The sequence below is a fragment of the Curtobacterium sp. SGAir0471 genome (assembly GCF_005490985.1).
Taxonomy (GTDB): domain Bacteria; phylum Actinomycetota; class Actinomycetes; order Actinomycetales; family Microbacteriaceae; genus Curtobacterium.
Genome location: NZ_CP027869.1, coordinates 1,468,608 through 1,486,924, shown reverse-complemented (window position 1 = coordinate 1,486,924; position 18,317 = coordinate 1,468,608). Strand labels below are relative to the sequence as shown.

General features: G+C 73.1%; 19 protein-coding genes. 16 read left to right on the top strand and 3 right to left on the bottom strand.

Going from position 1 to position 18,317, the window contains the following annotated elements:
* Positions 1 to 367 precede the first annotated feature (367 nt).
* The 3 genes from C1N91_RS06795 (at position 368) to C1N91_RS16660 (ending at position 1,357) form a co-directional block, all read left to right on the top strand.
* Positions 368 to 961 carry a MarR family winged helix-turn-helix transcriptional regulator gene (locus tag C1N91_RS06795; RefSeq protein ID WP_137767121.1) on the top strand — a complete coding sequence of 198 codons (594 nt, stop codon included), beginning with the start codon at positions 368 to 370 and terminating at the stop codon, positions 959 to 961.
* Positions 962 to 1,040: 79 nt separating this feature from the next.
* Positions 1,041 to 1,190 carry a hypothetical protein gene (locus tag C1N91_RS16665; RefSeq protein WP_175415940.1) on the top strand — a complete coding sequence of 50 codons (150 nt, stop codon included), beginning with the start codon at positions 1,041 to 1,043 and terminating at the stop codon, positions 1,188 to 1,190.
* Positions 1,187 to 1,357, top strand: a complete 171-nt coding sequence (locus tag C1N91_RS16660) for a hypothetical protein (RefSeq protein WP_175415939.1) — start codon at positions 1,187 to 1,189, stop codon at positions 1,355 to 1,357. Before C1N91_RS16665 ends, C1N91_RS16660 begins: the two co-directional genes overlap by 4 nt.
* On the opposite strand, the gene C1N91_RS06790 is transcribed toward C1N91_RS16660, so the two are convergent.
* Positions 1,330 to 3,093 carry an AMP-binding protein gene (locus tag C1N91_RS06790; protein WP_394587424.1) on the bottom strand — a complete coding sequence of 588 codons (1,764 nt, stop codon included), beginning with the start codon at positions 3,091 to 3,093 and terminating at the stop codon, positions 1,330 to 1,332. The genes C1N91_RS16660 and C1N91_RS06790 overlap by 28 nt on opposite strands.
* A 74-nt stretch (positions 3,094 to 3,167) precedes the next feature.
* Here C1N91_RS06790 and C1N91_RS06785 point away from each other — a divergent pair, with 74 nt between their 5' ends.
* The 8 genes from C1N91_RS06785 to C1N91_RS06750 all read left to right on the top strand — a co-directional run bounded on the left by C1N91_RS06785 (position 3,168) and on the right by C1N91_RS06750 (position 10,114).
* Positions 3,168 to 3,710 (top strand): hypothetical protein, encoded by a 543-nt coding sequence (locus tag C1N91_RS06785; RefSeq protein WP_137767120.1) that lies wholly within the window; start codon positions 3,168 to 3,170, stop codon positions 3,708 to 3,710.
* A gap of 121 nt (positions 3,711 to 3,831) precedes the next feature.
* Positions 3,832 to 4,827: an aldo/keto reductase gene (locus C1N91_RS06780; RefSeq protein ID WP_137767119.1), complete on the top strand. Its 996-nt coding sequence runs from the start codon at positions 3,832 to 3,834 to the stop codon at positions 4,825 to 4,827.
* An 89-nt stretch (positions 4,828 to 4,916) separates the two neighbouring features.
* On the top strand, positions 4,917 to 5,456 hold the full coding sequence (locus C1N91_RS06775; RefSeq protein ID WP_137767118.1) for a hypothetical protein: 540 nt from the start codon (positions 4,917 to 4,919) through the stop codon (positions 5,454 to 5,456).
* Positions 5,457 to 5,586: 130 nt separating this feature from the next.
* Positions 5,587 to 5,964, top strand: a complete 378-nt coding sequence (locus C1N91_RS06770) for a holo-ACP synthase (RefSeq protein ID WP_137767117.1) — start codon at positions 5,587 to 5,589, stop codon at positions 5,962 to 5,964.
* Positions 5,965 to 6,079: 115 nt separating this feature from the next.
* On the top strand, positions 6,080 to 6,367 hold the full coding sequence (locus C1N91_RS06765) for an acyl carrier protein (RefSeq protein ID WP_137767116.1): 288 nt from the start codon (positions 6,080 to 6,082) through the stop codon (positions 6,365 to 6,367).
* Entirely contained in the window at positions 6,364 to 7,593 is a 1,230-nt protein-coding gene (locus C1N91_RS06760; protein ID WP_217496466.1) for an acyl-CoA dehydrogenase family protein, read from the top strand. The genes C1N91_RS06765 and C1N91_RS06760 overlap by 4 nt, the downstream gene beginning before the upstream one ends.
* Positions 7,590 to 8,534, top strand: coding sequence for an amino acid--[acyl-carrier-protein] ligase (locus C1N91_RS06755; protein WP_137767115.1), 945 nt, complete (start codon positions 7,590 to 7,592; stop codon positions 8,532 to 8,534). The genes C1N91_RS06760 and C1N91_RS06755 overlap by 4 nt, the downstream gene beginning before the upstream one ends.
* The gene (locus C1N91_RS06750) at positions 8,531 to 10,114 is read left to right on the top strand and encodes an alpha/beta fold hydrolase (RefSeq protein WP_175415938.1); all 1,584 of its coding nucleotides are present in this window, start codon (positions 8,531 to 8,533) and stop codon (positions 10,112 to 10,114) included. The genes C1N91_RS06755 and C1N91_RS06750 overlap by 4 nt, the downstream gene beginning before the upstream one ends.
* 30 nt (positions 10,115 to 10,144) lie before the next feature.
* On the opposite strand, the gene C1N91_RS06745 is transcribed toward C1N91_RS06750, so the two are convergent.
* Positions 10,145 to 11,017, bottom strand: coding sequence for an alpha/beta fold hydrolase (locus C1N91_RS06745; protein WP_175415937.1), 873 nt, complete (start codon positions 11,015 to 11,017; stop codon positions 10,145 to 10,147).
* A 44-nt stretch (positions 11,018 to 11,061) separates the two neighbouring features.
* Entirely contained in the window at positions 11,062 to 11,550 is a 489-nt protein-coding gene (locus tag C1N91_RS06740) for a peroxiredoxin (RefSeq protein ID WP_137767112.1), read from the bottom strand.
* Between the two features lie 242 nt (positions 11,551 to 11,792).
* Here C1N91_RS06740 and aceE point away from each other — a divergent pair, with 242 nt between their 5' ends.
* From aceE to C1N91_RS06715, 5 genes are all read left to right on the top strand, one after another.
* Complete coding sequence (gene aceE, locus C1N91_RS06735) at positions 11,793 to 14,537, top strand: pyruvate dehydrogenase (acetyl-transferring), homodimeric type (RefSeq protein WP_137767111.1); 2,745 nt, start codon at positions 11,793 to 11,795, stop codon at positions 14,535 to 14,537.
* A gap of 7 nt (positions 14,538 to 14,544) precedes the next feature.
* A complete protein-coding gene (locus tag C1N91_RS06730; RefSeq protein ID WP_137767110.1) occupies positions 14,545 to 15,774 on the top strand; it encodes a PucR family transcriptional regulator in 1,230 nt (409 codons plus the stop codon).
* A gap of 139 nt (positions 15,775 to 15,913) precedes the next feature.
* A complete protein-coding gene (locus C1N91_RS06725; RefSeq protein WP_137767109.1) occupies positions 15,914 to 16,867 on the top strand; it encodes an ACP S-malonyltransferase in 954 nt (317 codons plus the stop codon).
* A gap of 62 nt (positions 16,868 to 16,929) precedes the next feature.
* The gene (locus C1N91_RS06720; RefSeq protein ID WP_137768703.1) at positions 16,930 to 17,919 is read left to right on the top strand and encodes a beta-ketoacyl-ACP synthase III; all 990 of its coding nucleotides are present in this window, start codon (positions 16,930 to 16,932) and stop codon (positions 17,917 to 17,919) included.
* Positions 17,920 to 18,010: 91 nt separating this feature from the next.
* Positions 18,011 to 18,259, top strand: a complete 249-nt coding sequence (locus tag C1N91_RS06715; protein WP_058729431.1) for an acyl carrier protein — start codon at positions 18,011 to 18,013, stop codon at positions 18,257 to 18,259.
* The last annotated feature ends 58 nt before the right edge of the window (positions 18,260 to 18,317 follow it).

The window sequence follows — 18,317 nt, the reverse complement described above, 5'->3', positions numbered from 1 at the left end:
TCCGGGCGTGCCACCGCGATCGCGGCACCTGGACGTCGGCTGCGCGCGCTGCGCGGAGCGGCTGTGGGCTTGCGCTCCCAGCAGGATCGTGTTCAATCGAACCGTCGTGGTGCGGGTCAGGCACCACGGCACGGGCGGCCGGTCTGTGTTCGGGTCACGGATCGGCCGCCGTCTCCCGCCGCTCGCCTGCGCGTTCGAGCCGAGGCGCGCCTGCGCGCCCGACCGGCCCCGCGAACGGGGCACCCGACGACGGACGGGAGGCCCGTGGCGGGTCCGCCCCGCGCCTCCCGTCCGTCCCGTACCCCGTTGTCCCCCAGCCCGCCGCCACGGCTCGGTACTGTCGATCCGACGACGTGAGGAGGCTGCGATGACCGAGGACGGCACGCACGGGGCGTCCGGGTACTGGTACCCGGACCGGCCCGCCAGGACCGGTGTCGAGCTGCTCACGACGATGCGCCGCTACCGGGCTGCCGAGGTGGCGATGCGCGAGCGCAAGCGCCGCTCGATGGGCATGAACGCGACCGACATGGAGGCCGTCCGCTTCCTGCTGCGGGCGGCCGAACAGGGGCGCACGGTGCGCCCGGGCGACCTGACCGCTCACCTCGGCATCACGTCGGCGTCGACCACCGCCGTCGTGAAGCGACTGGTGGCCAGCGGCCATGCGGAGCGCCGTGCGGACCCGACCGACGGACGCGGAGCGATCCTCGTCGCGACGGTGCACAGCGACGACGAGGTCCGGTCCGAGCTCACCGACGTCCACGCTCGCATGATCGCTGCGGCGGACCGACTGTCACCGCAGACCGTGGCCGAGATGCAGACGTTCTTCGCCGAGGTGATCGACGCGATGGGCGCCGACTCCCCTGCCGACGAGGCGGACGGCGCCGACCGCCCCGGTGCCGGGGTCAGCAGCGCTGATCAGCCCGGTGCGATGGCCGATATGCGTACGCATCCAAGTCGGTAGTTAGACAAACTAGAGAAACCGGAGCAAGCTGGACCCAGTCACCGATCGGCGACGATCAACCGCACGGGAAGGGCCGGCCATGAGCACCATCGACGCGACGCACTCGCAGTTCTCCGAGGTCCGGGAGGCCGCCCGTGGACGGCTCCTCGCCACCGTCGCCACGGGCCTCGGCATCGTCGCCGTGACCGTCGCCACCGCCGCCGTCACCGTCGTCACCCTCGGGGCGTGAGCACGATGCGCACCGCCACCGAACTCCGCGAGCTCCAGCGCCACCCGCACGAGTGGCACCGCCGCGGGCTGCGGCACCCCGACGAGATCGACGCCCTCGTGCACCACCGCACGCACGGTGCGGTCCCGCCCGAGCCGACCTACGGCGACTTCTTCCGCGTCGCCTGAGCGCGGCCGACCGACCGGAGCTCCGGGAACTGATCGTCCCGCCACTCCCCCTCGACCGGCGTGCCGGCCGATGCCGCGGCCTCCTCGCGCTCGCGGAGCTCGACCCGGCGGATCTTGCCCGAGATCGTCTTCGGCAGCTGCCCGAACTCGACCCGGCGGACCCGGGCGTACGCCGGGAGCGCGACCCGCGCGTGCTCGAGCACCGCGCGGGCGGTCTCGGCGGACGGCTCCCACCCGGCGGCGAGCGTGACGTACGCCTTGACCACGTTCAGTCGGGCATCGTCCGGTGCGGGGACGACGGCGCTCTCGGCGACGGCGGCGTGCTGGAGGAGGGCGCTCTCGACCTCGAACGGCGACACCTTGTAGTCGGACGACTTGAACACGTCGTCGGTCCGGCCGATGAAGGTGAGCTGCCCGTCGGCGTCGCGGCTCGCGATGTCGCCGGTGTGGAAGAAGCCGTCCCGCACCGCGTCTGCAGTGCGCTCCGGGTCGCCGAGGTACCCGGCCATCAGGTTCGTCGGTCGCTCGGTCAGGTCGAGGCAGACCTCCCCCTCGTCGCCGGCACGGCCGGTCACCGGGTCGAGCAGCGTCACGGCGACGCCGGGCAGCGGGCGCCCCATCGCGCCGGGCGTCACGGCAGCGGCCGGCACGTTGCCGATGATCGCCGTGGTCTCGGTCTGGCCGTAGCCGTCACGGATCGTCAGGCCCCAGGCCGCCTGCACGCGGGCGATCACCTCGGGGTTCAGCGGCTCGCCGGCCGACACCACCTCGCGCAGGGCACGCGGCCTCGGTCCGAGGTCGGCCTGCAGCAGCATCCGCCAGGCGGTCGGCGGTGCGCAGAAGGTGTCGACCCCGGCCTCGTCGAGCTGTGCGAGGAGCCCGGCGGGGTCGAACCGCGGGGTGTCGTACACGAAGACGGTCGCCTCGGCGATCCACGGCGCGAAGAAGCAGCTCCAGGCGTGCTTGCCCCAGCCGGGCGAGCTGATCGCCAGGTGCACGTCGCCGGGGCGCAGTCCGAGCCAGTGCATCGTGCTCAGGTGGCCGACCGGGTAGGACGCCTGCGTGTGCACGACCATCTTCGGCCGCGAGGTGGTGCCCGACGTGAAGTACACCAGGCAGGGGTCGTCGGTGCTGGTCGTCACGACGGGCCGCACCTCGTCCGCCGGTGCGGGGTCGCCGAGGTCGTCCGGGTAGGTCGTCCACCCCGTCACCGCTCCCCCGACGACGATGCGCGAGGGGGCACCGGTGACGCCGTCGAACTTCGGCGTCTCGCCCTGGTTCGTCACCACGTGCGCCACACCGCCGCGGTCGATGCGGTCCTGCAGGTCGGCGGTGTCGAGCATGGTCGACGTCGGCAGGATCACCGCGCCGAGCTTCATCACCGCGAGCATCGTCTCCCAGAGCTCGAGCTGGTTGCCGAGCATGAGGAGCACGTGGTCCCCCTTCCGGACGCCCAGCCGGTCCAGGTGCACGGCGAGCCGGTCCGACCGGGCGGCCATCTCGGCGTAGGTCGTGCGGGATCCGCCGTCCTCGTCGACGATCCAGAGCGCCACGCGGTCGTTCCCGCGGGCGACGACGTCGAACCAGTCCGTCGCCCAGTTGAACGTCCCGCCCAGGTCCGGCCAGCGGAAGGCCCGTCGAGCGGCCTCGGCGCGTGCGGCATCGGGCTCGTCGAGGACGGCGAGCAGCTCGTCGCGGGCGGCACGGTAGACCGTGGTCGGGTTCAGGGAGGACACCGGTCGATCATGCCCCACCCGGATCCAGACGCGCTCGCAGCGCACCGTCGCACGACGCGGGTACGGTCGTCGGCGTGGACGGTGTCGGCGTGGTGGACGAGGCCGGGCGGCTGCGGCTGCTCGGCAACGCGGGGGCGGGTGCCGCCTTCGGCGTGGTGCTCGCCGTGCTCGTCGCGTCGTCGTGGGTGACGACCACCACGGCGCTGCTCGTCGGCGTCGGGGTGCCCGCCGGGGTCGTCGGCGCGGCGATCGGCGTCTGGACGCAGCTGCGCTCGTGGCGTGCCGCCGGCGGCTACGAACGGTCGGTGGCCGTGCAGCGGTGGATCGCGGACCGGCGCGTGCCGCCCGGGGTGACGGCCGACGAGTGGATCCCGGCGCTCCAGGCGCAGGCCGACCGCGAGGGCGCGGGCTGGGGCAAGATCGTGCTCTGCGTGCTGTGGACCGCCATGACGCTCTCGATGGCCGACCAGCACGGCCCGCTCCTGACCGGGATGCTCGTCACGCTCTGGCTCGGTATCGGGGCCTGGTCCGCCCTCTGGGTCATCCCGCGCGCCCGCGCCGCCCGGGCTCTGCTCCGCCGCGGTGTCGCCACCGAACCGCATCCGACCGAGTCGTGACCGACGGGGCCTGACCGGCGGGTCCTCACCGACGGGGCCTGATCGGCGAGCACGCACCGCGCTCCCGCGCCGAGGCGACCGTCCCGGGCCGTCCGCGGCCGCCGTGACTACGGTGGGCGACATGCAGAGTCGCACCCTCGGCCGCACCGGCCGCTCCGTGTCCGTCGTCGGCCTCGGCACCTGGCAGTTCGGCGGTGACTGGGGCCCCGTCAGCGAGCAGGACGCCGCCGCCGTGATGGACGCCTCGGTCCAGTCCGGCGTCACCCTCTTCGACACCGCCGACGTGTACGGCGACGGTCGCAGCGAGCAGCTCATCGGGGCCTGGCGTCGGGCGAACCCGGACGTGCCGCTGACGGTCACGACGAAGATGGGCCGCCGCGCCGAGCAGGTCCCGGCCAACTACGTCGCGACGAACTTCCGCGAGTGGGTCGACCGCTCCCGCCGCAACCTCGGGCAGGACACCCTCGACCTCGTGCAGCTGCACTGCCCGCCCACCGCCGTGTTCGAGGACGACGCCGTGTACGACGCCCTCGACGCGCTCGTGGCGGACGGGTCGATCGCCGCCTACGGCGTCTCCGTCGAGACCGCCGACCAGGCGCTCACCGCGATCGCCCGGCCGCACGTCGCGAGCGTGCAGGTCATCCTCAACGCGTTCCGCCTCAAGCCGCTGGACCGCGTGCTGCCGGCGGCCCGGGAGGCCGGTGTCGGCATCCTCGCGCGCGTCCCGCTGGCATCGGGGCTGCTCTCCGGGAAGTACACGACCGAGACCACCTTCAGCGAGGGCGACCACCGCAACTACAACCGCCACGGCGAGGCGTTCGACCAGGGCGAGACCTTCAGCGGCGTCGACTTCGCGGACGGCGTGCAGGCAGCGCAGGCGTTCGCCGCCGCCCTGCCCGACGGCGTCTCGGTCCCGCAGGCGGCGCTGGCCTGGATCGTCGCGCAGGACGGCGTGACCGCCGCCATCCCCGGCGCGCGGAACCCCGAGCAGGCACGCTCCAACGCCGGCGCGGCGGACCTGCTCGCCGGCGGCGCCCTCGACCTGGGCAGCCTCGACACCACCGTGCACGAGCTCTACGACCGGTGGTTCCGCGCCACCGTGCACGACAAGTGGTGACCCGCACGGCCGGCGTGGATCGCCGTCCGGGGCGCGGACGCCGCCCCGGAGCGCGCGGGGGTGGAAGGACGGCACCCCGCAGCGTCGTCGTGACGCTCGTGGCGGCGGTGGCCGTCGTCCTGCTCGCGCTCTGCACGGCGCCGGCTGCGGGGACGACCCGCACCGCGCCTCCCTGGCCGGCACCGACCGACCTGCAGGCGCGTGCCGAGGCGGCCGGACTGCGGAACGTGTGGGGCGAGCCGCTCGCCGAGCACGTGCACACCCACCTGACGATCCTGGACGGGTCGACGCCGGTGACCGTGCCCGGGAACGTCGGGCACTCGTCGCGGGAGCGGTTCGCCGCCGAGCTGCACACGCACGACACCTCCGGCATCCTGCACGTCGAGTCGCCCACCCGGCAGCCCTTCACGCTCGGGCAGTTCTTCGACGAGTGGGACGTCTCGCTCGGCGCGGGGCACGTCGGCGGACTGCGCGGTGAGCTCACGGTGTGGGTCGACGGCCACCGGTACCTCGGCAACCCGCGGTCGATCGAGCTGACGAACCGGCGTGAGGTCGTCCTCGCCGTCACGACGATCGGCGAGGTGCCGCACCTGCCCGCACCCTTCGACTGGCCGCCGCAGTACCGCTGACGGTCCCGCAGCCGGCGGTGGGCCCACGGCCGGCGCCGCAGCCGCGGCGGCGCGGCAGTGTCGCCGCGGACGCGGCCGTGTCGTCGCGGCCTGCCCGGTCGCAGCGCGCCGGGCACCGTACGCTTCGTCCATGACGACCATCCGGACCGGCACCGACCTCGCCGCGGTCGAGGACGTGGTCGCCGGCATCACCGCCCACGGCGAGCGCTACCTGTCGCGGGTGTTCACCGAACGGGAGCGGGCCGACTGCGGCGACGACCCCGAGCGCCTCGCGGCCCGGTTCGCCGGCAAGGAGGCCGTCCTGAAGCTCCTGCGTCCCGCGCCGGACGACGCGGTCCCGCCGACCGACGTCGCGGTGGTGCTGGACGCCGCCGGTGCACCGGTCGTCGAGCTGTCCGGGCGCGCCGCCGAGCTCGCCGCCGCCCTCGGGTGCGGCCCCGTCGCGGTGTCCCTGTCACACGAACGGGGGCTGGCGGTCGCGACCGCCGTCGCGCTCGCCGAGCGCTGACCGACCGCCGGTCCGGTGCCGGCCTGCGGGACCCGGCCCACCTTGCGGAGCACGTGCGGGATCACGCACCGGCACGGCGGTTTTCCGGGTCCGCACCCTCCCTAGGGTTGCTCACATGCACCAGGACCCGACCTCCGCATCCCCCTCCGTCGCCCTCGCCGCACCCCGCGCCGAGCAGGCCGTCCGACGGGCCCTCGCCGAGCACGGACACCTCACCGTCGACGCGTCGGACGTCGCGTCGATCGCCGACCTCTACGTCCTCGGGCTCACCTCGCACGCCACCGTGAACGTGATGCTCGCGGTCGAGGACGAACTCGACGTGGAGTTCCCGGACGCCCTGCTGCACCGGTCGACGTTCGCCACGATCGAGTCGATCGCGGCCGCAGCAGGGGCCGCGGCGTGACCAGCCGTCTGCTGACCGACGACGGCACCGGCACCGGCACCGGGTCGACCGCGGCCGGGGCGCCGGCCGGCGCCGCGACGCCCGACCGGTTCGCCGCCCGCGCAGCACGCGTCGCCGAGGTCGCCGCACGCCACGCCGACGAGGTCGACCGTCACGCCCGTCCCCCGCGCGAGGCGATCGCCGCCATGAAGGAGCACGGACTCCTGGCGGCGGCGGTGCCGACCGCGCTCGGCGGCGAGGGGGCGACCCTCACCGAGCTCTCCGCGATCGCGACGACCCTCGGGAGCGCCTGCGCGGCGACCGGGATGGTGTTCGCGATGCACCACGGACAGGCAATGGCGCTCTGGCGGCACGGCGGCGTGGGGCTCGGCATCACCGCGATGACCGAGGCGGTGCTGGCGGGGGCACTCGTGGCCTCCTCGACGACCGAGAAGGGCATCGGCGGCGACGCCCGACGGAGCACCTGCGCCGTCGAGCCGTCGGCGGCCGGCCGGATCCACCTCCACAAGGAGGCCCCGGTGATCTCCTACGCGACCGAGGCCGACGCCGTGTTCGTCACCGCACGCCGTCACCCGGACGCCGCCCCCTCGGACCAGCGGCTGGTCGTCTGCCTGCCCGAGGACACGACGCTGACGCAGACGTCCACGTGGGACACCCTCGGGCTCCGCGGCACGTGCAGCCACGGGTGGGTGCTCGACGCCGAGACGCACGAGGACCGGGTGCTCCGCGACGACTACGCCACGATCTCGGCGCAGACCGTCCTGCCGGTCTCGCACGTCCTCTGGGCGTCCGTGTGGACCGGCATCGCTGCTGCGGCTGCGGACCGTGCCCGCAGCGCGGTCCGGAAGCAGGCCCGGGCCGCCGTCGGGACGACCCCGCCCGGGGCCCTCCGGCTCGCCGAGCTCCTCGTGGAGCTGCAGACCCTCGCCGATGCCGTGCGCCACGCGGCGGAGCGGTTCGACCGGGCAGCCGACGACCCGTCCGTGCTCGAGTCCCCGGCGTCCGCGCTCGCCGCGAACGCCCTCAAGGTCGCCGCGTCCGAGCGGGTCGTCGACATCGTGACGGCGGCGATGCGCGTCGTCGGCATCGCCGGCTACGCCGCCTCCGGGCCGCTGAGCACCGCCCGACACCTCCGGGACGCCCACGGAGCCGCCGTCATGGTGAGCAACGACCGGCTCCTGCAGAACGACGCCGCACTGGCCCTGATGAGCGGAGCGATCCTGTGACGATCACCGACCCCACCACCACCGCGTCCGCCCTGGACGCCGCCCGTGCCGACCTGCGCGGGCGCCTGCTCGCCGACGGCGTGCTCATCGACCTCGGCTCCCCCGGGCTCTACGGACGCACCGGCGTGTTCGAGCGCGTGTACGCGGCCGTCGACGCCGCAGCCGTGCGGAGCCAGGCCGACCTCGACGCCGAGGTCCTGCGCTTCCCGCCGGTCGAGCCCCTCGCGGCCTTCGAGCGCACCGACTACATCGCGTCCTTCCCCGACCTCGCCGCGTCGATCTCCGGGTTCACCGGCGACGACCGCACCCACCGTGCCCTGCTCGCCGCCCGGGAGCGCGGCGAGCGCTGGGAGACGTTCCTCGAGCCGGCCGACCTCATGCTCACCCCCGCCGTGTGCCACCCGGTCTACGGGCTGATCGGCGACACCGTCCCCGAGGGCGGCCGGGCGTTCGACATCGTCGGCGACTCGTTCCGCCGCGAGCCGTCCCTCGACCCGATGCGGCTGCAGGCGTTCCACATGCACGAGTTCGTGCACGTCGGTACCCCGGAGTCGGCGAAGGCGCACCGCGACGGCCGGATCCCGGGCATGCGCGCGCTCCTGGAGTCCTTCGGCCTGGCGATCGACGTCGTCCCGGCCAACGACCCGTTCTTCGGCCGCGTCGGGCAGATGCTCGCCCGCAACCAGGTCGAGCAGTCCCTCAAGTACGAGTTCGTCACCCCGGTCTACGGGCCGGACCACGACGCGACGGCGATCTCGTCGGCGAACCTCCACGAGGACCACTTCGGCACCGCGTTCGGGCTCCGCACCGCCGACGGCGAGGTCGCGCACAGCGCCTGCCTCGCGTTCGGCCTCGAGCGCATCACGATCGCCCTGTTCGCCGCGCACGGCACCGACCCGGACCGCTGGACGTCGGACGTCCGCGCGGCCCTGGCGCTGTGACCACCCACCACGGCTGGGCCGGCTCCCCCGCGCTGCGGGTCGCCGTGCAGCTGCCGTCGACCGCGCGCGCCGGCGTCGTCCTCTGCCCGCCGCTCGGCCAGGAGGGCGTGATCGCGTACCGCACGCTGCGCCTGCTGGCGGACCGCCTGGAGGCGCGTGGCGTGGCCTCGGTGCGCTACGACCCGTCCGGCCGTGGGGACTCCGCGGACGACGACGACCCCGACGCACAGGTCCGGTCCGCACGCGCCGCCGCGGCCCTGCTGCGTCGGTCCGGCGTCGAGCACGTCGCGTTCGTGGGCCTCGCCTCGGCTGCCCTCGTCGCCGCGGCCGCCGCGACCGACGAGGACGCCCTGGTGGTGTGGGACGCCCCGGCGTCCGGCCGCGCCTGGCTGCGGCGACAGCGCGCCCTCGCAGCGATCGCGATCGGGCCCGACCGGGTCCTCGACCGGATCGAGTCGCTCGTCGGCATCGACCTCGGCCCGGAGGAGCTCACGGCCCTCGGCGCGCTGACGTACCCGTCGCGTGCCGCGACGACGGTCGCGGTCGTCCGGCCCGGCGGCGTCGCTCCCCGGGCGCTCGGCTCCGCCGAGGTCCTCGAGGTGCCCGGCACCGCCGAGCTCCTCGACGGCACGAGCATCGACGCCCGGATCCCCGGAGTCGCCGTCGAGGCGGTCGCCCGGTGGCTCGACCGCTGGGCTCCCGCCGCGGCTGTCCCGACCACGCCTCCTGCGGTCGCCGAGGTGCTCGACGTGGACGACCGCGTGTCCGAGCGGGTGCTCCAGCTCGGCCCGCACGGGCTCTTCGCCGTGGAGACCGTGTCGTCCGCGCAGGACGAGGACGCCCCGGTCGTGCTGCTGCACAACGGCGGCGCCGAGCACCGCACCGGCGCGGTCGACTACCAGGTCGCGCTCGCCCGCACCCTCGCCCGGGACGGCGTCCGCGTCGTGCGCGTCGACCGTCGCGGGACGGGTGAGAGCTCCGCGGTGCGGGCGGACGAGGACGCGTTCCTGTTCGCCCAGGAGTGGGTCGACGACCAGCACGAGGTGGTCAGGGCACTGCGCATCCCGTCCGAACGGCTCGCGATCGTCGGCATGTGCGCCGGTGCCTGGATCGCCGGCCGCGCGGTGGCCGAGAACCCGCGGCTCGTCGTCGAGATCAGCCCGAACGACTACCGGCGCACGCCCGCCGTGCCCGGGACGTACGCGGAGTCGGCGCAGGCGGTCGCGGACGCCTCCCGGCTGCGGCGCGCGCTCCGGGCCCCGTACAACCGGCTCGTGCCGGCGCTGGTGCGTGACGCGATCGCGCGCCGCGGCGCGCTCGGCGGCGTCGTCGGGCACCTCGGCCCGCTCGTCGAGCACGGCACCGACGTCGTCGTGGTCGCCGCCCCGGAGGACATCGAGCGGTTCGAGCGCTACGGCGGCCGTCGAGCCGTCCGCCGGTGGGGCGCCCGGGTGTCGGTGGTCGAGGTGCCGGACGGGGACCACGCGCTGTTCTCGCTGGCGATGCGTCGAGCGGTCGTGGACGAGGTGCGTTCGCGGGTGGCCACCACGTTCCCGGCGCGGCGGACGCTCGTGCACTGACCATGCACTGACCGTGCACCGACGGCGTCGTCAGCCCTGCGCCGGGACGAGTCCGAGGAACGCCACCACGGCCTCGGGGTGCTCCGCGTGGGCGAAGTGCCCGCAGTCCTCGAGCACGGCCGTCCGGGTTCCCGGCACCAGGCGGCGCAGGTCGTCGAGGTCGGACACCCGGGCGAAGACGTCCCCGCGTCCGAGGACCGCTGCCACCGGGCAGGTGACCCCGCTCCACCGCTCGACGTCGTAGCCGGCGGCGTCCCGTGCGGCCGCCGTGAACCGCCCGGGCCGGAACTCCTCCACGAAGGCGTCGAGCACGCTCGGGTCGAGACGCCGCACGTGGGCGAACACGGGCGCAGCGAGCACCGGGAGGAGTCCGACCCGCGCGGTTGCGCGGAGGATCCGCCGAGCCGACCGCCCCGTCACGAGGAGCCCGGCGCGCAGCAGCGTGAACGCGGGCAGGGAGACGAGCGCCCTCCAGGGGTGCCGTGCGGCGCGCACGGTCGCGGTCGTCGTCCCCGACACGAGCCCGAGCGACCGGACGCGGTACGGGGCCACCACCGCGAGGTGCAGTCCGACGAAGGCGCCCATCGAGTGCCCGACGACGTCGACCGACCCCACGGCGAGGGCGTCGAGGACCTCGACGAGCACACGGACGCCGTCGTCCACGGTGAACGGCGTCGACGGCTCCGGCGACGAGCCCCAGCCGGGCAGGTCGACGAGCACGAGCCCCCGGTCGCCGAAGCCGTCCGCAGCGGCGAGCAGGGGCGTCCACGTCGTCCACGACCCGGCGACACCGTGGAGCAGCAGCACCGGATCGGGCCCCGGTCGGTGGTGCACCACGACGGGTCCGCTGCCGGAGGCGACCACGGTGCGCGCCAGTCGCCACGCGGCGGGCGCGTCGCGCACCGGCCACGGCGCGTACGGGCTCGCGGCCGGGACCGCTCCTGGACTCAGGCGACCGGGACGGGCGCGGTGCACGCGGCGAGACGGTCGAGCGCCTCGCGGTACTCGGCGACGTCGCGCTGCAGCCCCGGCTCGGTGATGATCGAGGCCTTGATGCGGCCCTGCACGTCGATGACGAAGGTCGCGCGGGTCGCGAAGCCCTTCTTGTCGAGGAACACGCCGTACTCCTTGGACACCGCGCCGTGCGGCCAGAAGTCGGCGAGCAGCTCGAAGTCGTAGCCGTGCGTCTCGGCGAACGACCGGAGCGTGGCCTTCGAGTCGACGGAGATGCCGATCAGCTCGACGCGCTGGTCCTGGAACATCGCGATGTTGTCCTGCAGGGTGCAGAGCTCGTTCGTGCAGCCGGACGAGAACGCCAGCGGGAAGAAGACGAGGGCGACCGGGCGGACGCCCCGGAAGTCGCTGAGGCGGACGTGCTCACCGAACTGGTTCGGGAGCTCGAAGTCCGGCGCGAGTGAGCCGATCTCCAGGGCCATCGGTGCGTTGCTTCTTCCTCGGGCGTGGGGTGTGCCCGTGTCGCGTGCGCACGTGCGGGTCGCCCGTGCACGATCGGCAATCGTACGCCGACGACACCAGGACGCAAGTACCCGTCCACCTGCACGTCACCATCAGCGAAGGCGTCGGTCGTGGGGCCTAAGGTGGTGTGGGCCCCATCCGGTCGTGACCCGACCACCGGTGGCCCCCATGTCCACCACCACGAGAACGAACGAGGTCAAGGGTGACGGTGAACGACCAGGACCCGCGCAGCACCGCAGGGACCGACCAGGACCCCGAGGAGACCGCAGAGTGGCGTGAGTCGCTCGACGGGCTCGTCGCGACGCACGGCCACCAGCGGGCCCGCGAGATCATGCAGAGCCTGCTGAAGCGCTCGAACGAGCTGCACCTCGGCGTGCCCATGGTCCCGACGACCGACTACGTCAACACGATCGCGCCCGAGGACGAGCCCGAGTTCCCCGGCGACGAGGAACTCGAGCGCCGCTACCGCCGGTGGATCCGGTGGAACGCCGCCATCACGGTGCACCGCGCCCAGCGCCCCGGTGTCGCGGTCGGCGGTCACATCTCGACGTACGCGTCGAGCGCCGCCATGTACGAGGTCGGCTACAACCACTTCTTCCGCGCGCAGGACCACCCGTCCGGCGGTGACCAGGTCTTCTTCCAGGGCCACGCCTCCCCCGGCATGTACGCACGCGCCTACATGGAGGGTCGTCTCAGCGAGGACCAGCTCGACGGCTTCCGCCAGGAGAAGTCGCACGCGGGCGGTGGGCTGTCGTCCTACCCGCACCCGCGTCTCATGCCGCACTTCTGGCAGTTCCCGACCGTGTCGATGGGCATCGGCCCGATCAACGCGATCTACCAGGCGCAGCAGGCAAAGTACCTGTCCAACCGCGGGATCAAGGACGCCGCCGACCAGCAGGTCTGGGCGTTCCTCGGCGACGGCGAGATGGACGAGGTCGAGTCGCGCGGGCAGCTGCAGGTCGCGGCGAACGACGGGCTCGACAACCTGAACTTCGTCATCAACTGCAACCTCCAGCGCCTCGACGGCCCCGTCCGCGGCAACGGCAAGATCATCCAAGAGCTCGAGGCGTTCTTCCGCGGTGCGGGCTGGAACGTCATCAAGGTCGTCTGGGGCCGCGAGTGGGACGACCTGCTCGCCCGTGACACCGAGGGTGCGCTCCTCAACCTGATGAACGCGACGCCCGACGGCGACTACCAGACGTACAAGGCCGAGAACGGCGCGTACGTCCGCGAGAACTTCTTCGGGCGCGACCCGAAGGCGCTCCAGCTCGTCGAGGGCTACTCCGACGACCAGATCTGGAACCTCAAGCGCGGCGGCCACGACTACCGCAAGGTCTACGCCGCGTTCAAGGCGGCGACCGAGCACAAGGGCCAGCCGACCGTCATCCTGGCGAAGACCGTCAAGGGCTACGGTCTCGGGCCGAGCTTCGAGGGCCGCAACGCGACCCACCAGATGAAGAAGCTGACCCTCGACAACCTCAAGCAGTTCCGCGACGAGATGCGCATCCCGATCTCGGACGCGCAGCTCGAGGAGAACCCCTACACGCCGCCGTACTACCACCCGGGCAACGACGACGAGGCGATCCAGTACATGCACGAGCGTCGCCGCGCGCTCGGCGGGTACGTCCCGGAGCGCCGCACCAAGTACACGCAGTTCACGCTGCCGGACGACTCGAAGTACCAGGTCGTCAAGAAGGGCTCCGGCAAGCAGGAGGTCGCCACGACGATGGCCTTCGCCCGTCTGCTGAAGGACCTGCTCCGCTCCCCGGACTTCGGCGACCGCGTGGTCCCGATCATCCCGGACGAGGCGCGCACGTTCGGCATGGACGCCTACTTCCCGACCGCGAAGATCTACAACCCGAACGGCCAGCACTACACGTCGGTCGACCGCGAGCTGCTCCTGGCCTACAAGGAGAGCCCGCAGGGCCAGATCGTCCACGTCGGCATCAACGAGGCCGGCGCCCTCGCGGCGTTCACCGCCATCGGCACGTCGTACTCGACGCAGGGCGAGCCGCTCATCCCGGTCTACGTCTTCTACTCGATGTTCGGCTTCCAGCGCACCGGCGACGCCATCTGGGCCGCCGGCGACCAGATGGCGCGCGGCTTCATGATCGGTGCCACCGCCGGTCGCACCACCCTGACCGGTGAGGGCCTGCAGCACGCCGACGGGCACTCGCCGCTCCTCGCGGCGACGAACCCGGCGGTCGTGTCGTACGACCCCGCCTACGGCTACGAGATCGGGCACATCGTCAAGTCCGGCCTCGAGCGCATGTACGGCACGAACGAGGACGGCTCGCCGAAGCACGCCGACCCGAACGTCATGTACTACCTGACGGTCTACAACGAGCCGATCGTGCAGCCGGCCGAGCCCGAGGGCGTCGACGTCGAGGGCATCGTCAAGGGCATGTACCTGCTCAAGCCGAGCGAGCACGACGGCCCGAAGGCCCAGCTGCTCGCGTCCGGCGTCGCGGTGCCGTGGATCCTCGAGGCGCAGCAGCTCCTCGCCGAGGACTGGGGCGTGTCCGCCGACGTCTGGAGCGTCACGAGCTGGGGCGAGCTCACCCGTGACGGTCTCGACGCCGAGCAGCAGGCGTTCCTCAACCCGGACGAGCAGCCGCGCACCCCGTACGTCACCGAGCGCCTGCTCGGCACCGAGGGCCCGGTCGTCGCGGTGAGCGACTTCATGCACGCCGTGCAGGAGCAGATCCGTCCGTTCGTCCCGACCGACTACGCCACGCTCGGTGCCGACGGCTTCGGCTTCTCGGACACCCGTCCCGCGGCCCGCCGCTTCTTCCACATCGACGGCCCCTCAGTCGTCGTGCGGACGCTGCAGCAGCTCGCGAAGCAGGGCAAGGTCGACCGCGCCGTCGTCCAGCAGGCCATCGACAAGTACCGCCTGCACGACGTGAACGCCGGCACCACCGGCAGCGCGGGCGGAGAGGCCTGATCCCCCGGTGAGCACACCCCGCACCGCCCCTGCCGCGAGTCAGGAGAGGGAACGCGAACGCGCGCTCTCCTGGCTCCGGCAGGTGTCGGGCGAACTCTCGACCGCCACGATCAAGCGGCTCGAGGACACGCTGCCCTGGTACAGCGAGATGCCACCAGGGCGCCGGTCCGCCGTCGGTCTCGTCGCCCAGGCGGGGATCACCTCGTTCATCTCGTGGCTCGAGGGCACCGCCTCGACGCCGTGGATCGCCGCGGCCGACGTGTTCGGCTCCGCACCCCGGGAGCTCCTGCGCTCGGTGAGCCTGCAGCAGACGCTGCAGCTCATCCGCGTCGTGGTGACCGTCGTCGAGGAGCGTGCGAAGGACGACGAGATGCTGCAGGAGGCGATCCTGAAGTACTCGCGCGACATCGCCTTCGCAGCAGCCGACGTCTACGCCCGCGCCGCCGAGGCCCGCGGGCTCTGGGACGCCCGGCTCGAGGCCCTGGTCGTGGACTCGATCCTGTCCGGCGAGTACGACGACGAGCTCCCCTCCCGCATCGCCGCGCTCGGCTGGCACGGCCACGGCGAGGTCGCGGTCCTGGTCGGCAACGCGCCGAAGCAGCTCGAGGTCGACCAGATCCGCCGGACCGCGCGGCACATGGACGCCGACGTGCTCATCGGCGTGCAGGGCTCACGGCTCGTGGTCGTCATCGGTCGTGCCACCCCGCGCGACGACGTGCCCGAGGGCGAGGAACCGGTGTCCTTCACCGCCATCGCCCAGGCGCTCGAACCGTCCTTCGGCGAGGGACACCTGGTGCTCGGCAACGAGGTCCCCGGGGTCGTCGACGCTTCGACCAGCGCGAAGGGCGCCCTCGCCGGGTTCGCCGTCGCGCGGGCGTGGCGTGGTGCTCCCCGTCCGGCCCTCGCCGACGACCTGCTCCCGGAGCGGGCCCTGGCGGGCGACCCGCTCGCCCGGTCGGCCCTGGTCCAGCGCATCTACGTGCCGCTCAAGGACCAGTCGACCGAGCTGCTGCAGACGCTCTGGTGCTACCTCGACACCGGTCGCTCGCTCGAGGCGACGGCACGCGAGCTCTTCGTGCACCCGAACACCGTCCGCTACCGGCTCCGCCGGGTCGCCGACGTCATCGGGTGGGACGCCACGCACGCTCGCGACGCCCTGATCGTGCAGTCGGCGCTCATCCTCGGCGCGATGTCCGAGTCGAACGCCGGCCGACGCCGTCTGCCCAACCGCCGCTGACGACGACGACGCTGCCGACAACGACGCTGCCGACAACGACGCTGATGAGCCGACCCGGTAGGGATCGCACAACGTCCTCGCCGGATCGCTGTCGGATGTCCACACGGACCGGAACGATCGGGGCAGCAAGGATTGACCGGTGATCGTCGTCGTCGCGCCCGGACAGGGCTCCCAGACCCCCGGCTTCCTCGCCCCCTGGCTCGAGGACTCCGCCGTCCGTGACCGCGTCGGAGCGTGGTCCGAGGCGATCGGCGTCGACCTCGTCGAGCACGGCACGAACTCCGACGCGGACACCATCAAGGACACCGCGCTCGCCCAGCCGCTCATCGTCGCCGCTGGACTCGTGACCGCCGACGCCCTGCTCGCCGACGGTCGTCGCGCCCTGGTCGGTGGTGTCGCCGGACACTCGGTCGGCGAGTTCACCGCCGCCGGCGTCGCCGGGATCCTCGAGCCCACCGACGCCGTCGCGCTGGTCGCCGAGCGCGGTCGGGCGATGGCGGACGCCGCAGCACTCGAGCCGACGTCGATGGCCGCCGTGCTCGGTGGCGACGCGGATGCGGTCGCCGCGGCCCTCGAGCAGCACGGCCTCGTGCCCGCCAACCACAACGGTGGCGGGCAGACCGTCGTCGCCGGTCCCGCCGCGGGCATCGCCGCGCTGGCCGCCGAGCCGCCCGCACGCGCCCGGGTCGTCCCGCTCGCCGTCGCCGGTGCGTTCCACACCCGGTACATGGCCCCCGCGGTCGACCGGGTCGCCCCCGTCGCCGCAGCCACCACGGTGCAGGACCCGACGCTGCCGATCTGGACGAACGCCGACGGCTCGCGCATCGACGACGGCCGACACTTCGTCGACCTGATGGTCCGCCAGATCGCGAACCCCGTGCACTGGGACGCCGTCATGGAGTCGTTCTCGGCCGCCGGCGTCACCGGCATCATCGAACTCGCGCCGGCGGGCGCGCTCGTCGGGCTCGCCAAGCGCGGCCTGCGCGGCACCCCCACCGTCGCCGTGAAGACCCCCGACGACCTGCCCGCCGCGATCGAGCTCCTGCAGCACGACAGCGAGACCGCAGGCCAGGAAGCAGACGCAACCGCATGACCGACGCCACCACGCCGTCCCCCGCGACCGACGGGACGGACGCGACCCGCGCCTCCCGGCCGATGCTGCAGCAGCGTCACGGCCACGAGTACACCCGCATCATGGCGTTCGGCGCCGCCCGCGGTGAGAACGTCGTGCCGAACGACGACCTCGTCGGCCCGATCGACTCGTCCGACGAGTGGATCCGGCAGCGCACCGGCATCGTCACCCGCAAGCGCGCCGGCGCTGACGTCGAGGCGGTCGACCTCGCCGAGACCGCTGCACGCGAGGCCATCGAGAAGGCCGGCATCACCCCGGAGCAGATCGGTGTCGTGCTCGTCAGCACCGTGACCCACACCGTCGCGACCCCGTCGATGGCGTCCCTGCTCGCCGAGCGCATCGGCGCGACGCCGGCCGCGGCCTACGACGTCAGCGCGGCCTGCGCCGGCTACGCGTACGGCATCGCCCAGGCGGACTCCTTCATCAAGTCCGGCCTCGCCGACCACGTGCTCGTCGTGGGCGCCGAGAAGCTCAGCGACGTCGTCGACCCGACCGACCGCTCGATCTCGTTCCTGCTCGGCGACGGTGCGGGCGCCGCGGTCGTCGGCCCGAGCGACTTCCCCGGCATCGCCCCGACGATCTGGGGGTCGGACGGCTCGAAGTGGGACGCCATCGGCATGACCGCGACCTACAACGAGTGGGCCGCCGGCGCCCCGCGCCCGACGATGCGCCAGGCCGGTCAGACGGTCTTCCGCTGGGCCGTGTGGGAGATGGTCAAGGTCGCACGCCAGGCACTCGAGACCGCGGGCGTCGCTCCCTCGGACCTCGCTGCGTTCGTGCCGCACCAGGCGAACATCCGCATCATCGACGAGTTCGCGAAGCAGCTCGGCCTGCCCGACACCGTGACGATCGCCCGCGACATCACCACCACGGGCAACACCTCGGCCGCGAGCATCCCGCTCGCCACGCACCGCCTGCTCGAGGAGCACCCGGAGCTCTCCGGCGGTCTCGCGCTGCAGATCGGCTTCGGTGCCGGTCTCGTGTTCGGCGCGCAGGTCGTCGTCCTCCCCTAGTCCCCCATCCCGGCTCGGCTCCGGGCACCCGTACCACTCGTGCCCTAGGCTGGTCCACGGTCAAACGACACCCCCCTCAAGGAGAACACCCATGGCCCTGTCCAACGAAGAAGTCCTCGCCGGCCTGGCCGAGCTGATCAACGACGAGACCGGCATCGCGACCGACACCGTCGCCGCCGACAAGTCGTTCACCGACGACCTCGACATCGACTCGATCTCGATGATGACCATCGTCGTGAACGCCGAGGAGAAGTTCGACGTGAAGATCCCGGACGAAGAGGTCAAGAACCTCAAGACCGTGGGCGACGCCGTCGACTACATCACCAAGGCCCAGGCCTGACGCGAGCTTCCTGAGCGCCGCGGACCGCGCACACTCCGCGGTCCGCGGCGCTCTCCTC